Source organism: Micromonospora sp. DT227, assembly GCF_049841835.1.
Classification (GTDB): domain Bacteria; phylum Actinomycetota; class Actinomycetes; order Mycobacteriales; family Micromonosporaceae; genus Micromonospora.
Map to the genome: position 1 here is coordinate 511,018 of NZ_JBNCLA010000005.1, position 13,427 is coordinate 524,444.

The following is a 13,427-nucleotide window of genomic DNA, read 5'->3' on the forward strand; positions in this document are numbered from 1 at the left end:
CGGGGGAGTCATGCGCAGCGCGGTGGTGGTCGGCGCCGGCCTCGGCGGAATGGCGGTGGCCGGCGCGCTGGCCCGCTCCGGGTGGCAGGTCACGCTGCTGGAGCGGGCCGACCGGGTCCGGCCGGAGGCGACCGCCGTGGTGCTCTGGCCGAACGGGGTACGCGCGCTGCGCGCGCTCGGCCTCGGCGACGGGCTGGACGCGATCGCCACGCCGCTGCCCGACGGCGGGATCCGCCGCCCGGACGGGCAGTGGCTGGTGCAGCCCCGCCCCGTCCCGGCCGAGCGGATGCCGGTGGTGGTGCACCGGGAGGACCTGCACGACGCGCTCATCGCCGGGTTGGGCGAGCGGGTGGAGCTGCGTACCGGGGTGACGGTGCGCAGCGTGCGCGCGGTCGCCGGCGAACGGCCGGCGGTGGACGACGGCCGGCACACGTTCTCCGCCGACCTGGTGGTGGCCGCCGACGGCACGGACAGCGAGATCCGGCGGCAGCTCGCCCCGGAGACCGCCGTGGTGAGTTCCGGGTGTGCCGCCTGGCGCGCGGTCATCCCCTGGTACCGCGCCCCGCAGCTCCCCGACGACCAGCCCGTGCACGGCGAGACGCTGGGCGCCGGTTACCGGTTCGTGGCCGCCTCGCTCGGCGAGCGGGGCACCGCCGGGGCGTCGCGCCGGGGCGGCATCTACTGGGTGGCGACCGCCGCCGGCGCACCCCGGCCCGAGCCGCCGGAGATCCAGCTCGCCCTGCTCAAGCGCTGGTTCGCGGGTTGGCCCGCGCCGATCGCCACGCTGTTGGAGGCCACCGATCCGGTCGACGTGGTGCAGCAGGAGGTCCGCGAGCTGCGGCCGTTGCCCCGGTCGTACGGTTTCCCGGTCGGTCCGGGCGGCGTGGTGCTGCTCGGTGACGCCGCGCACGCCATGCCGCCGCACCTCGGGCAGGGCGCCTGCCTGGCGTTCGAGGACGCGGCCACGCTCGCCGGGCTGCTGCGCGAGTCGCGGCTGCCGGACGCGGTGACCGCGTACGACCGGCTGCGCCGTCCCCGGGCGGCGACCATGGTCCGGCAGACCCGCCGGATGTCGGCCGTGTTGCAGACCCGGGGTCGGCTGGCGCTGCGCGCCCGGGACGCCGCGCTGGGCACGATCAGTCCGCGGCTGCGCAACACCGCCGCCGCGGCGGCCGCCGACTGGCAACCACCGTCCTGACCGCCCCGGCGCGGGCTGCGCCAGGGCCGCCGGGGGCGCTCAGATGACCGCGGCCGGCTCGGCGATGCAGGCGGTGCCGACCCGGCGGAAGCCGACCCGCAGGTAGACCCGGGCGATGTCCTCGCTGCCGGCGCTCAGGAAGATCAGGTCGGTGCCGGCGGCGCGCAGCTCCCGGGCCAGCGTGGCGGTCACCGCGGCACCCAGCCCGCGTCGTCGGGCGGACGGCAGGGTGGCCACCCCGGCGATCTCCGCCACGTCGCCGACCCGCATCGCCATGCCGCTGGCCAGCGCGCCGTCGGCCGGGGTGCCGGCGAGCACCGAGACGCGCCGGCCGTCGGCCACCCGGGCCGCCTCCTCGTCCAGCGCGTCGACGTCCAGCCGGGCGAGCGCGGCGTCCCGTTCGGCCGGCCCGGCGTCGCCCCGGGCGGTGCCGCCGTGGGCGAAGCCGACCGCCGCGACGGCCCGGCGCAGCGCGATGTCCGCCGCGAAGCCGGGATCGTCGGGGTCCAGCACCCGCATCGGTACGTCGCTGAGCGTGCCCGGGTCGGGCAGCCGCTCCGCCTCCAGCAGCATGAGCGGCGCCTCCAGCACGGTCAGCCCGGCCGAGCGGGCCACCGCCAGCAGGCTCGGCTGGTGCTCGTGCACCCACTCGAACGCCTCCGGCAGGCCCAGTTCGCGTTGCCGTTCCCGGACCGCGGTCACCTCGGCGAGCGTGGCCGCCTCGGTGGCGCCCGGCCGGGGGCGGGCGTAGAACGGCCAACCGGCCCCGTCCCGGACGAACAGCACCAGGGTGTCGAACTCCTCCACCCGGGCCGCGTCGCGGGGCACCGCGTCGTAGAACCGCTCCAACCGGTCGAGCACGTCAGTACGCACGAGATCCACCGCGCGAGACTACATGTCCCAGCATCTGGAAGTGTGATCAATCTGAACTGGCCTTGCGCGGCACGCCCTAACGTAGACTCAATAAACCCCAGCGGGCCGACGTCGTCCCCTCCATGATCCATCCTGAGTGACGACAGGAGGCCCGGTGGCCTTTCCGTACCCTCTCAGCCCGCAACCGGCCCCGCCGACGACGGGGCTGTACGACCCCGCGTACGAGCATGACGCCTGCGGCGTGGCCTTCGTGGCCGACCTGCACGGGCGGCGTTCGCACCAGGTCGTCGCGAACGGCCTCGGGGCGCTCTGCCGGCTGGACCACCGGGGCGCCCGGGGCGCGGAGCACAACACCGGGGACGGCGCCGGCATCATGATCCAGGTGCCGGACGCGTTCCTGCGCGCGACCGTCGACTTCCCGCTGCCCCCGCCCGGCCAGTACGCGACCGGCCTGGTCTTCCTGCCCGACGACGACGCCGCCGAGGCCCGCGCCCGCCGGGTGGTGGACAAGTACGCGCTGGTCGAGGGCGCCGACGTGCTCGGCTGGCGGGAGGTGCCGACCGACCCGTCCGGCCTGGGGGAGACCGCGCTCGCGGCGATGCCCCGGGTGCGCCAGCTCTTCGTCGCCGCGCACCGGCTGACCGACGCGCCCGCCGGCCCGGCCGGCTCCCCGCTGACCGGGCTCGACCTGGACCGGGTGGCGTTCTGCCTGCGCAAGCAGGTCGAGCGGGAGACCGCCGAGCGGGGCGTGCCCGCCTACTTCCCGTCGCTGTCCGGTCGCACCATGGTGTGGAAGGGCATGCTCACCCCCGACCAGCTCCCGGCGTTCTACCCGGAGCTGACCGACGATCGGGTGGTCAGCGCCATCGCGCTTGTGCACTCGCGGTTCTCCACCAACACGTTCCCGTCCTGGCCGCTGGCGCACCCGTACCGCTTCATCGCGCACAACGGCGAGATCAACACGATCCGCGGCAACCGGAACTGGATGCAGGCCCGGGAGGCGCTGCTGCGCAGCCCCAACCTGTCCGGCAACATCCGCCGCGTCTTCCCGGTCTGCACCCCGGCGGCGTCCGACTCGGCCAACTTCGACGAGGTCCTGGAGCTGCTGCACCTGGCCGGGCGGAGCCTGCCGCACGCGGTGCTGATGATGATCCCGGAGGCGTGGGAGAACGACCCGGACATGCGCGCCGACAAGCGCGCGTTCTACCGCTTCCACGCCAGCCTGATGGAGCCGTGGGACGGCCCGGCCTCGGTCGCGTTCACCGACGGCGAGGTCGTCGGCGCGGTGCTGGACCGCAACGGCCTCCGGCCGGGCCGTTGGTGGCACACCAGCGACGGCCTGGTGGTGCTGGGCAGCGAGGCGGGCGTGCTCGACCTCGACCCGGCCACCGTGGTGGCGAAGGGCCGGCTCCAGCCGGGCCGGATGTTCCTGGTCGACACCGTCAACGGCCGGATCGTCTCCGACGACGAGATCAAGACCGAGCTGGCCGCCGCGCAGCCGTACCAGGAGTGGCTGCACGCCGGCCTGATCGAGCTGGACGACCTGCCCGCCCGCGAGCACACCGTCTACACCCACGACTCGGTACGCCGCCGGCAGCAGACGTTCGGCTACACCGAGGAGGAGCTGAAGATCCTGCTCGGCCCGATGGCCCGCAGCGGCGCGGAGCCGCTCGGCTCGATGGGCACCGACACCCCGATCTCCCCGCTGTCCACCCGGCCGCGGCTGCTCTACGACTACTTCCACCAGCTCTTCGCCCAGGTCACCAACCCGCCGCTGGACGCCATCCGGGAGGAGTTGGTGACCAGCCTGGCGTCCACCATCGGGCCGGAGGGCAACCTGCTCGACCCGGGCCCGGCGAGCTGCCGGCAGATCGTGCTGCCCTACCCGGTGATCGACAACGACGAGCTGGCGAAGATCCTCTCCATCGACGAGGACGGCGACCTGCCCGGCTTCAAGGCGGTCCGGGTCTCCGGTCTCTACCGGATCCGCGACGGCGGCGCCGGCATCAAGGCCCGGCTGACCGAGATCTGCCGGCACGTCTCCGAGGCGATCGAGGACGGCGTCCGCATCCTGGTGCTCTCCGACCGGGACTCCAACGCCGACCTGGCCCCGATCCCGTCGCTGCTGCTCACCGCCGCGGTGCACCAGCACCTGGTGCGCGAGCAGACCCGCACCCAGGTGGCGCTGGTCGTCGAGTCCGGCGACTGCCGCGAGGTGCACCACGCGGCCGTGCTGATCGGGTACGGCGCGGCGGCGGTCAACCCGTACCTCGCGTTCGAGTCGGTGGAGGACATGATCTCCACAGGCATCCTGGCCGGGGTGGACCGGGTGAAGGCGGTCCGCAACTACGTCAAGGCGCTCGGCAAGGGCGTCCTGAAGATCATGTCCAAGATGGGCATCTCGACCGTGTCGTCGTACTGCGGCGCGCAGGTGTTCGAGGCGGTCGGCCTGGACACCCGCCTGGTCGACCGCTACTTCCGCGGCACGCCGAGCACCATCGGCGGCATCGGGCTGGCCGAGATCCACGCCGAGGTGGCCGCCCGGCACGCGCTGGCCTGGCCGGTGCCGGGCACGCAGGCCAGCGACCGGCTGGAGGTCGGCGGCGAGTACCAGTGGCGTCGCGAGGGCGAGCTGCACCTGTTCAACCCGGAGACGGTGTTCCTGCTCCAGCACGCCACCCGCAGCCGCCAGTACGACGTGTTCCGGCAGTACACCGCCAAGGTCGACGAGCTGGCCGCCAAGGCGGGCTCGCTGCGCGGGCTGTTCACGCTGCGCACCGGCGTCCGCCCGGCGGTGCCGCTGGACGAGGTCGAGCCGGCCACCGAGATCGTCAAGCGCTTCGCCACCGGCGCCATGTCGTACGGGTCGATCTCGGCCGAGGCGCACGAGACGCTCGCGATCGCGATGAACCGCCTCGGCGGCAAGTCCAACACCGGCGAGGGCGGCGAGGACGTCGAGCGCCTGCACGACCCGGCCCGGCGTTCGGCGGTCAAGCAGATCGCCAGCGGCCGGTTCGGCGTGACGAGCGAATACCTGGTCAACGCGGACGACCTCCAGATCAAGATGGCGCAGGGCGCGAAGCCCGGCGAGGGCGGCCAGCTCCCCGGCAACAAGGTCTGGCCGTGGATCGCCCGAACCCGGCACGCCACCCCGGGCGTCGGCCTGATCTCCCCGCCGCCGCACCACGACATCTACTCCATCGAGGACCTGGCCCAGCTCGTCCACGACCTGAAATGCGTCAACCCGGCCGCCCGGGTGCACGTCAAGTTGGTCAGCGAGGTCGGGGTGGGCACCGTGGCGGCCGGCGTGGCCAAGCTGAAGGCCGACGTCATCCTGATCTCCGGGCACGACGGCGGCACCGGCGCGTCCCCGCTCAACTCGCTCAAGCACGCCGGCACCCCGTGGGAGCTGGGTCTGGCCGAGGCGCAGCAGACGCTGCTGCTCAACAAGCTGCGCGACCGGGTCACCGTGCAGGTCGACGGTCAGCTCAAGACCGGCCGGGACGTGCTTGTCGCGGCGCTGCTCGGCGCCGAGGAGTTCGGCTTCGCCACCGCCCCGCTGATCGTCGAGGGCTGCGTGATGATGCGGGTCTGCCACCTGGACACCTGCCCGGTCGGCATCGCCACCCAGAACCCGGTGCTGCGCGAGCGGTTCACCGGCCGGCCGGAGTTCGTGGAGAACTTCTTCCTCTTCCTCGCCGAGGAGGTCCGCGGGTACCTGGCCGAGCTGGGCTTCCGCAGCATCTCCGAGGCGATCGGGCAGACCGAGCTGCTGGACGTGGTCGGCGCGATCGACCACTGGAAGGGCCACGGGCTCGACCTGAGTCGGGTCCTGCACCTGCCCGAGCTGCCCGAGGGCGCGGCCCGGCGCGGCGTCCGGACCCAGGACCACGGGCTCGACGTGGCGCTGGACAACCGGCTCATCGAGCTGGCCGGTCCGGCGCTGCGCGACGGCACGCCGGTCCGGGTCGAGGTCGAGGTGCGCAACGAGCACCGCAGCGTGGGCGCGATGCTCGGCGGCGAGGTGACCCGCCGGTTCGGCGGCGCCGGCCTGCCCGACGACACCGTCGAGTTCCTGCTGCGTGGCACCGCCGGCCAGTCGTTCGGCGCGTTCCTGCCGCGCGGCGTGACGCTGCGCCTGCACGGCGACGCCAACGACTATGTCGGCAAGGGCCTGTCCGGTGGGCGGATCGTGGTCCGGCCGGACGCCGCCGCGCCGTTCGTCGATCACGACGCCGAGCCCGGCCACCGCGCCGAGGACCAGATCATCGCCGGCAACACCATCCTGTACGGCGCCACCGGCGGCGAGGTGTTCCTGCGCGGCCGGGTCGGGGAGCGGTTCGCGGTGCGCAACTCCGGCGCGGTGGCCGTGGTCGAGGGCCTCGGCGACCACGGTTGCGAGTACATGACCGGCGGCACGGTGGTGGTGCTCGGGCCGACCGGGCGCAACTTCGCCGCCGGCATGTCCGGTGGCACCGCGTTCGTGCACCGGCTGGACCGGCGGCGGATCAACGCCGAGCTGGTCGACCTGTCGCCGCTGCGCGACGAGGAACGCGACCGCCTGCACGAGCTGGTCCAGCGGCACTTCGCCGAGACCGACTCGGCGGTGGCCGAGGCGCTGCTCAAGCGCTGGCCGGAGGCGGTGGAGGAGTTCACCGCCGTGGTGCCCCGGGACTACCGCCGGGTCATGGAGATCATGCGGGCCGCCGAAGCCGCCGGCCGCGACGTCGACGACGCGGTGATGAGTGCTCTCACCACACCTTCGACCGCGTCCGTGCCGCCCGCGCCGCGGGTGGTCGCCCAGGAGGTGGCCCGTGCCTGACCCGAACGGTTTCCTGCGCTACGACCGGCGGCTGCCCGCCCGCCGTCCGGTCCCGGTGCGGATCACGGACTGGCGGGAGGTCTACCCGCCGGCCGGCGAGGAGCTGATCCGCGAGCAGGCCACCCGGTGCATGGACTGCGGCATCCCGTTCTGCCACGACGGCTGCCCGCTGGGCAACCGCATCCCGGACTGGAACGACCTGGTCCGCACCGGCAACTGGGACGCCGCGGTGGAGTCGCTGCACGCCACCAACAACTTCCCCGAGTTCACCGGGCGGCTCTGCCCGGCGCCGTGCGAGGCGGCCTGCGTGCTCGGCCTGGGCGGCCAGCAGCCGGTCACCATCAAGCAGGTCGAGGTGGAGATCGCCGACGCGGCGGTGGCCCGGGACGGGCTGCGTCCCCGGCCGGCGTCCGTGTCGACCGGCCGGTCGGTGGCGGTGGTCGGCTCCGGCCCGGCCGGCCTGGCCGCCGCGCAGCAGCTCGCCCGCGCCGGTCACACGGTCACCGTGTACGAGCGCGACGACGCCGTCGGCGGCCTGCTCCGCTACGGCATCCCCGACTTCAAGCTGGAGAAGCAGCACGTCGACCGCCGGGTGGCCCAGCTCAGCGCCGAGGGGGTGCGCTTCCGCACCGGCGTCGAGGTCGGCGTCGACGTGACCGCCGAGCAGTTCCGCGCCGAGCACGACGCGGTGGTGCTGGCCTGCGGCGCGTTGCAGGGCCGGGACACCCTCCAGACGCCGGGTCGGGCGCTGCGCGGCGTACACCAGGCGATGTCGCACCTGGTGGCCGCGAACCGGGTGGTGGCGGTGGCCGGCGACGGGCGGCCCGCGCTCGCCACGCTGCCGGACGGCACGCCGATCGACGCGGCCGGCAAGCACGTGGTGATCATCGGCGGTGGCGACACCGCCGCCGACTGCCTCGGCGTGGCCCACCGGCAGGGCGCGGCCGGCGTCCACCAGCTCGACCTCTACCCGCAGCCGCCGACCGAACGCGACGGCGCGCGGGACCCGTGGCCGACCTGGCCGTGGCTGCTGCGTTCCTACCCGGCGCACGAGGAGGGCGGCGAGCGGGTCTTCGCGGTGGCGGTGCAGGAGTTCGTGGACGACGGCACCGGGCAGGTCCGGGCCGTGCGGATCGCCGAGGTGACCGTGGAGAAGGTCGACGGCCGGCGCATCGTCACGCCGCTGCCCGGTTCGGAGCGGGAGATCCCGGCCGACCTGGTGCTGCTGGCGATCGGCTTCGAGGGCACCGAGGAGCAGCCACTGCTGGCCCAGTTCGGGGTGGCCCGCAACGTCCGGGGTGCGATCGACGCCCGGCCCGACTGGCAGGCCGCCGACGGTGTGTTCGTCGCCGGCGACATGCACCGGGGCGCGTCGCTGATCGTCTGGGCGATCGCCGAGGGGCGGGCCGCCGCCGCGGCCGTGCACGCGTACCTGGGCGGGGCGGGCGAGCTGCCCGCCCCGGTCGACCCGGCCCGCCAGCCGCTCGCCGCCCGCTGAGGTGTAAGGCGGGGCCCCCTCTTAACGCATTCGGTAGAGGCGGGGGCCCCGCTTAACACCGGCCGGCCGGGCCGGCTCTCCCTCGGGGAGCGGGCCCGGCCGCTGCCGGTCAGCGGGCGAGCAGGTCGTGCGCCGACCGGATCTTCGTCCAGGAGGCCGGCTGCGCCGGGGCCGCCGAGGTGCGCGCGGTGGCGCCCAGCTCGGGTCGGCCGGCGGTGAACAGCCAGGTGGTGAACACCGCGTCCAGGTCCCGGCCGGAGATCCGCTCGGCGAGCGCCTGGAACTGCTCGATGGTGCCGTTGCCGTACTGCCGCTGGGCCGTCCAGGTGCGCAGGATCCGGAAGAACGCCGGGTCGCCGACGGCCAGCCGGATCTGGTGCAGCGCCATCGCCCCCCGGTCGTAGACCGCGTCGTCGAAGACCCGGCCGGCGCCCGGGTCGCCGGGCAGCACCTGCCAGAACTCCGAGTCGGCCGGGTAGCTGTCGTAGGTGAAGTCGAACAGCTCCTGCGCGGTGCCCTCGTCCTGCTCCTCGGACCAGAGCCACTCGGCGTACGAGGCGAAGCCCTCGTTCAGCCAGATGTTGCGCCAGGCCGCCACCGACACCGAGTCGCCGAACCACTGGTGCGCGTTCTCGTGCACCACCACGTACGGGTTGGCGCCCCGCCGCCAGAAGCCCGGCCCGTAGACCGGTCGGGTCTGCGTCTCCAGCGCGAAGCCGATGCCGTCGACCGGGCCGGCCACGCCGCCCTGCGCCTCGAACGGGTACGGGCCGAACACCCCGCTCTCCCAGTCGACGATCTCGGCGGTGCGTTCGATGCTGGCCCGGGCGGCCGGCAGGCGCTCGCCCAGCGTGGTGCTGTACGCGTTCACCACCGGCTGCCCGTTCGGCGCGGTGTCGGTGACGATGTCGTACTGCCCGATGGCGAGGAACGCCTGGTAGGTGGCGCCGGGCTTGACGCTGCGCCAGCTCCACCGGGTGCGGTTGCCGGCCTCGGGCAGCGGGTCGCGCGGCTGCACGCCGTTGCTGACCACTTCGAGCCCGGTCGGCACCGAGACGGAGATGTCCCAGGTGGCCTTGTCCTTCGGGTGGTCGTTGCTCGGGTACCACCACCAGGCCGACTCGGGCTCGTTCACGGCGAGCGCGCCGTCGGCGGTGCGGGTCCAGCCGGTGTAGCCGTAGACGGTGGTCTCCGACGGGACGCCGGCGTACTTCACCACGACGGTGAGCTGCTGGCCCTTGGCCAGCGGGCGGGCCGGCGTGACGACCAGCTCGTGGTCGCCGGCGCGGGCGAACCCGGCGGCCCAGCCGTTGACCCGGACCGATTCGACGGCCAGCGCGAAGTCGAGGTTGAACCGGGACAGGTCCTTGGTGGCGGTGGCCAGGATCGTGGTGGTGCCGCTGAGCCGGTCGGTGGCCGGCTCGTAACGCAGCCGGATGTCGTAGTGGTCGACGTCGTAGCCGCCGTTGCCGTAGTCGGGGAAGTAGCTGTCGCCCAGCCCGGGACTGCCCGGCGTGGGGGTGGCCGCCGAGACGTGCGGGCGGCCCCATCCGGTCGGGGCGGCCTGGCCGGGTGCGCCGGTCACGGTGGTGACGGCGGTGGTGAGGGTCAGGGCGGCGATCGCCGCCGAGAGTGCACGTGGCACGGGTGGGACTCCCTCCGTCGGGTGTACGCACCGCCAACCTAATCGACACATGTAAACGGATCTGCCCCGAGCCGGTGGCCGGGCTATTCAAATAGTGTCGATGTTTCGGTAGCATTACCGACTAGTAACAAGCACCGTCCCCTCGACCACGCGCGCGGTCAACGGGCTCCACCACCCCTGTCCCGTGGAGGTCCCCCCATGCCCCGTCGCGTCCGTACCGTCTTCGCCGCGGTCCTGGCGGCCGTCCTCGGCGCCGTGCTGCTGCCCGGCGCCGCCCGTGCCGCCACCGTCAACTACGTCGCCCTCGGCGACTCCTACTCCTCCGGCGTCGGCGCCGGGCCGTACGACCTCTCCACCTGCCTGCGCAGCCAGAAGTCGTACGCCCCGCTCTGGGCCGCGGCCCACGCGGTCACCAGCTTCCGCTTTCCGGCCTGCGGCGGCGCGGTCACCGCGGACGTGCTGAACAACCAGGTCGGCCAGCTCAGCACCGCCACCACCCTGGTCACCATCACCATCGGCGGCAACGACGCCGGCTTCGCCGACGTGATGACCGGTTGCCGCTTCGGCAGCACGTCGAGCTGCGAGACCGCGGTGGCCGGGGCCAAGGCGTTCGCCACCGCGACGCTGCCCGCCCGGCTGGACGCCACCTACGCGGCGATCCGGGACCGGGCCCCGAACGCCCGGCTGGTGGTGCTCGGCTACCCGCGGCTGTTCGAGACCGGCTCCTGCGGGCTGCTCGCCATGAGCAGCTACAAGCGCACCATCCTCAACCAGGCCGCCGACGTGCTCAACGGCGTCACGGCCGACCGGGCCGGCGCGGCCGGGGCCACGTTCGTCGACGCGCGGCCGTTCTTCACCGGGCACGGGGTGTGCGCCGCCGACCCGTGGATCCGCGACGTCAGCGGCGTGATCGAGGCGTACCACCCGAACGCCAACGGCTACCGCTACGGCTACCTCGCCGCCCTCACCGCCGCCATCGGCTGAGGTGTAAGGAGGGGCCCCCGGTTAACGCATTCCGCATAGCAGGGGCCCCCTCTTAACAACTCACCGGCTGCCGGGTCAGCGGCCCACCGGCGCCAGCCCGCCGACCGTCTCCGGCAGCGCGGTCGCGGCGGCGGGAGCGCCGGGCGTCACCTGCGGCGGCGCGGTCGCGGCGGCGGGAGCGCCGGGTGCCGCCTGCGGCGGCGCGGTTGCGGTTGCGGGGGCGCCGGGCGTCGCCTGCGGCAGCGCGACCTCCGGCGCCGGCCCGGTGTGCCGCCGGGGTCGGGCGCGGCGGCCGGAGGGCACGGCGAGCGCGGCCAGCGCGGCGGCGAGGGAGATGCCGGTGAGCAGCAGGAAGCCGGCGGTGAAACCGGCCTCCCGGGGCAGCCCGCTCGGCTGCGGGTTGGCGGTGATCACGGTGCTGGCCAGCGCCGCGCCGATCGCGCCGCCGATGGTACGGATGTTGGCGTTCATGCCGGTCGCCGCGCCGGTCTGCGAGGCCGGCACGTTCCCCACGATCAGGTTGGCCATCGAGGCGAACGCCAGCCCGATGCCGAGCCCGACCAGCCCGCCGGCGAGGCCGACCTGCCAGCGGGTGTCGTGCGCGGCGGTGAGCATCGCGGCGGCGGTCACGTTGAACACCGCGCCGGTGCCCAGTTGTGCCTTGGCGCTGAACCGGGACTCCAACCGCCCGGCCAGCAGGCCGGCGGCGAACATGCCGACCAGCATGGGCAGCATGAGCAGCCCGGCCTGGGTGATGCTGGCGCCGAAGCCGTAGCCGGCGCTGGTCGGGATCTGCGTGAACTGTGGCAGGAAGGCGTAGACGGCGAACATCGAGGCGCCGTAGAGCAGCGCCACCAGGTTGGTGGTCCAGACCGCCGGCAGGCGCATCATCCGCAGGTCGATCAGCGGGTTCGCGGCCCGGGCCTCGACCGCCAGCCAGACGGCCAGCAGCACCGCGGCCACGATCAGCAGCCCGGTCACCCGGCCGGAGGCCCAGCCCCAGGCGGCGCCCTTGCTGACCGGCAGCAGCAGCGCCACCAGCCAGCCGGAGAGCAGGACGGCGCTGAGCCAGTTGATCCGCCCCGGGGTGCGTACCGGCGAGCGGGGCACGAACCGGTGCGCGGCCAGCGCGGTCAGGCCGACCACGACCAGCGGGATCCAGAACAGCCAGCGGTAGCCCAGCGTGGCCACGATCGGCCCGGCGAGCACGACGCCCAGGCCGCCGCCGACGGCCACCACCGCCGAGATCGACGCGACCGCCGAGCTGACCCGGGCGGCGGGGAACTCGTCGCGGATGATGCCGAACGACAGCGGGAAGACGGCGCCGCCGATGCCCTGGACCACCCGGGCGGCGATCAGCACGCCGATGTTCGGCGCGACGGCCGCCACCAGGCAGCCCAGCGCGAGCGCGGCGAGCGAGACGACGAGCATCCGCTCCTTGCCGACCATGTCGCCGACCCGGCCGAGGATCGGCGTGAAGATCGACGCGGAGAGCAGGTAGGCGGTCAGCACCCAGGTCACCGTGTTCGGCGACGTGTGCAGGTCGTGCTGGATGGTGGGCAGCACCGGGGTGATCAGCGACTGGAGCATCGCGAAGAAGCCGGTGCCGGCCGCGAGGACGAGGAACGTCATCCGGCGCGAGCCGCGCCGGAAGGTGTCGATCATGTGGGAGAACTCCCGTTCGGTACGAGTCGGTGGCCGCTCGCGCGGTGGGCGGCGATGGCGGCGCGTCGGGCCGGGGCCCACCGGAGTACGCTATCCGGAGGGGTGCCTCCACCAACGTAATGGAGGGGTGCCTCCGTTTGCAAGACGGAAGGAGTGACAGGCGTCATGTCCAGCGCCGACCAGTCGACCGAGGTCTTCGCGCGCCGCCCCAAGCGGGCCGACGCCCGGCGCAACTACGACGCACTGATCGCCGCCGCCCGCGACGTGTTCGGCGAGTGCGGCGCCGGCGCGTCGCTGGAGCAGATCGCCCGCCGCGCCGGCGTCGGCATCGGCACGCTCTACCGCAACTTCCCGCAGCGGCGTGACCTGTTCGAGGCGGTCTACGTCGAGGAGGTGCGCGCGCTCAGCGCCTCCGCCGCCGACCTGGCCGACCTGGACCCGTGGGACGCCCTGGTCGGCTGGCTGCACCGGTTCGTCGCCTACGTCGGCGCGAAGCGGGCGCTGGCCGAGGAGCTGGTGCACGACTCCGACGTGTTCCGGAGCTGCCGCACCGAGATCTACGCGGCCGGTGAGCCGCTGCTGCGCCGCGCCCAGGCCGCCGGGGCGGCCCGCCCCGACGCCGACTTCGACGACGTGGTGCGCCTGATCAGCGGCCTCGCCGCGTACCAGTTCCCGGACCCGGCACAGCGCGACCGCGTGCTGACCATCGCCCTGGACGGCCTGCGTCCGCCGCCGCGCTAGC

Annotated in this window: 8 protein-coding genes; 5 read left to right on the plus strand and 3 right to left on the minus strand. The window is 74.0% G+C overall.

Going from position 1 to position 13,427, the window contains the following annotated elements:
• Window positions 1–10: 10 nt before the first annotated feature.
• Window positions 11–1,198 (plus strand): FAD-dependent oxidoreductase, encoded by a 1,188-nt coding sequence (locus ACLQ2W_RS20525; RefSeq protein WP_425787790.1) that lies wholly within the window; start codon window positions 11–13, stop codon window positions 1,196–1,198.
• Between the two features lie 39 nt (window positions 1,199–1,237).
• On the opposite strand, the gene ACLQ2W_RS20530 is transcribed toward ACLQ2W_RS20525, so the two are convergent.
• On the minus strand, window positions 1,238–2,080 hold the full coding sequence (locus ACLQ2W_RS20530; protein ID WP_425787791.1) for a GNAT family N-acetyltransferase: 843 nt from the start codon (window positions 2,078–2,080) through the stop codon (window positions 1,238–1,240).
• 145 nt (window positions 2,081–2,225) lie between these two features.
• Between ACLQ2W_RS20530 and gltB the strand changes: the two genes are divergently transcribed.
• Together gltB and ACLQ2W_RS20540 are read left to right on the plus strand one after the other, a co-directional pair.
• A complete protein-coding gene (gene gltB, locus ACLQ2W_RS20535) occupies window positions 2,226–6,893 on the plus strand; it encodes a glutamate synthase large subunit (protein ID WP_425787792.1) in 4,668 nt (1,555 codons plus the stop codon).
• Window positions 6,886–8,391 (plus strand): glutamate synthase subunit beta, encoded by a 1,506-nt coding sequence (locus tag ACLQ2W_RS20540; protein WP_425787793.1) that lies wholly within the window; start codon window positions 6,886–6,888, stop codon window positions 8,389–8,391. The genes gltB and ACLQ2W_RS20540 overlap by 8 nt, the downstream gene beginning before the upstream one ends.
• Window positions 8,392–8,500: 109 nt before the next feature.
• On the opposite strand, the gene ACLQ2W_RS20545 is transcribed toward ACLQ2W_RS20540, so the two are convergent.
• Window positions 8,501–10,087: a M1 family metallopeptidase gene (locus ACLQ2W_RS20545; RefSeq protein ID WP_425787794.1), complete on the minus strand. Its 1,587-nt coding sequence runs from the start codon at window positions 10,085–10,087 to the stop codon at window positions 8,501–8,503.
• Between the two features lie 147 nt (window positions 10,088–10,234).
• Between ACLQ2W_RS20545 and ACLQ2W_RS20550 the strand changes: the two genes are divergently transcribed.
• Complete coding sequence (locus ACLQ2W_RS20550) at window positions 10,235–11,020, plus strand: SGNH/GDSL hydrolase family protein (RefSeq protein ID WP_425787795.1); 786 nt, start codon at window positions 10,235–10,237, stop codon at window positions 11,018–11,020.
• 75 nt (window positions 11,021–11,095) lie between these two features.
• On the opposite strand, the gene ACLQ2W_RS20555 is transcribed toward ACLQ2W_RS20550, so the two are convergent.
• Window positions 11,096–12,685: an MFS transporter gene (locus ACLQ2W_RS20555; protein WP_425787796.1), complete on the minus strand. Its 1,590-nt coding sequence runs from the start codon at window positions 12,683–12,685 to the stop codon at window positions 11,096–11,098.
• A gap of 165 nt (window positions 12,686–12,850) precedes the next feature.
• Between ACLQ2W_RS20555 and ACLQ2W_RS20560 the strand changes: the two genes are divergently transcribed.
• A complete protein-coding gene (locus tag ACLQ2W_RS20560; protein ID WP_425787797.1) occupies window positions 12,851–13,426 on the plus strand; it encodes a TetR/AcrR family transcriptional regulator in 576 nt (191 codons plus the stop codon).
• Window position 13,427: the final 1 nt, after the last annotated feature.

What these genes read in the sequence shown, in the direction of transcription:
- ACLQ2W_RS20525 (WP_425787790.1), top strand. Translation starts at nt 11, where the DNA reads ATGCGCAGCGCGGTGGTGGTCGGCGCCGGCCTCGGCGGAATGGCGGTG.
- ACLQ2W_RS20545 (WP_425787794.1), bottom strand. Translation starts at nt 10,087, where the DNA reads ATGTGTCGATTAGGTTGGCGGTGCGTACACCCGACGGAGGGAGTCCCA.
- ACLQ2W_RS20550 (WP_425787795.1), top strand. Translation starts at nt 10,235, where the DNA reads ATGCCCCGTCGCGTCCGTACCGTCTTCGCCGCGGTCCTGGCGGCCGTC.
- ACLQ2W_RS20555 (WP_425787796.1), bottom strand. Translation starts at nt 12,685, where the DNA reads ATGATCGACACCTTCCGGCGCGGCTCGCGCCGGATGACGTTCCTCGTC.
- ACLQ2W_RS20560 (WP_425787797.1), top strand. Translation starts at nt 12,851, where the DNA reads ATGTCCAGCGCCGACCAGTCGACCGAGGTCTTCGCGCGCCGCCCCAAG.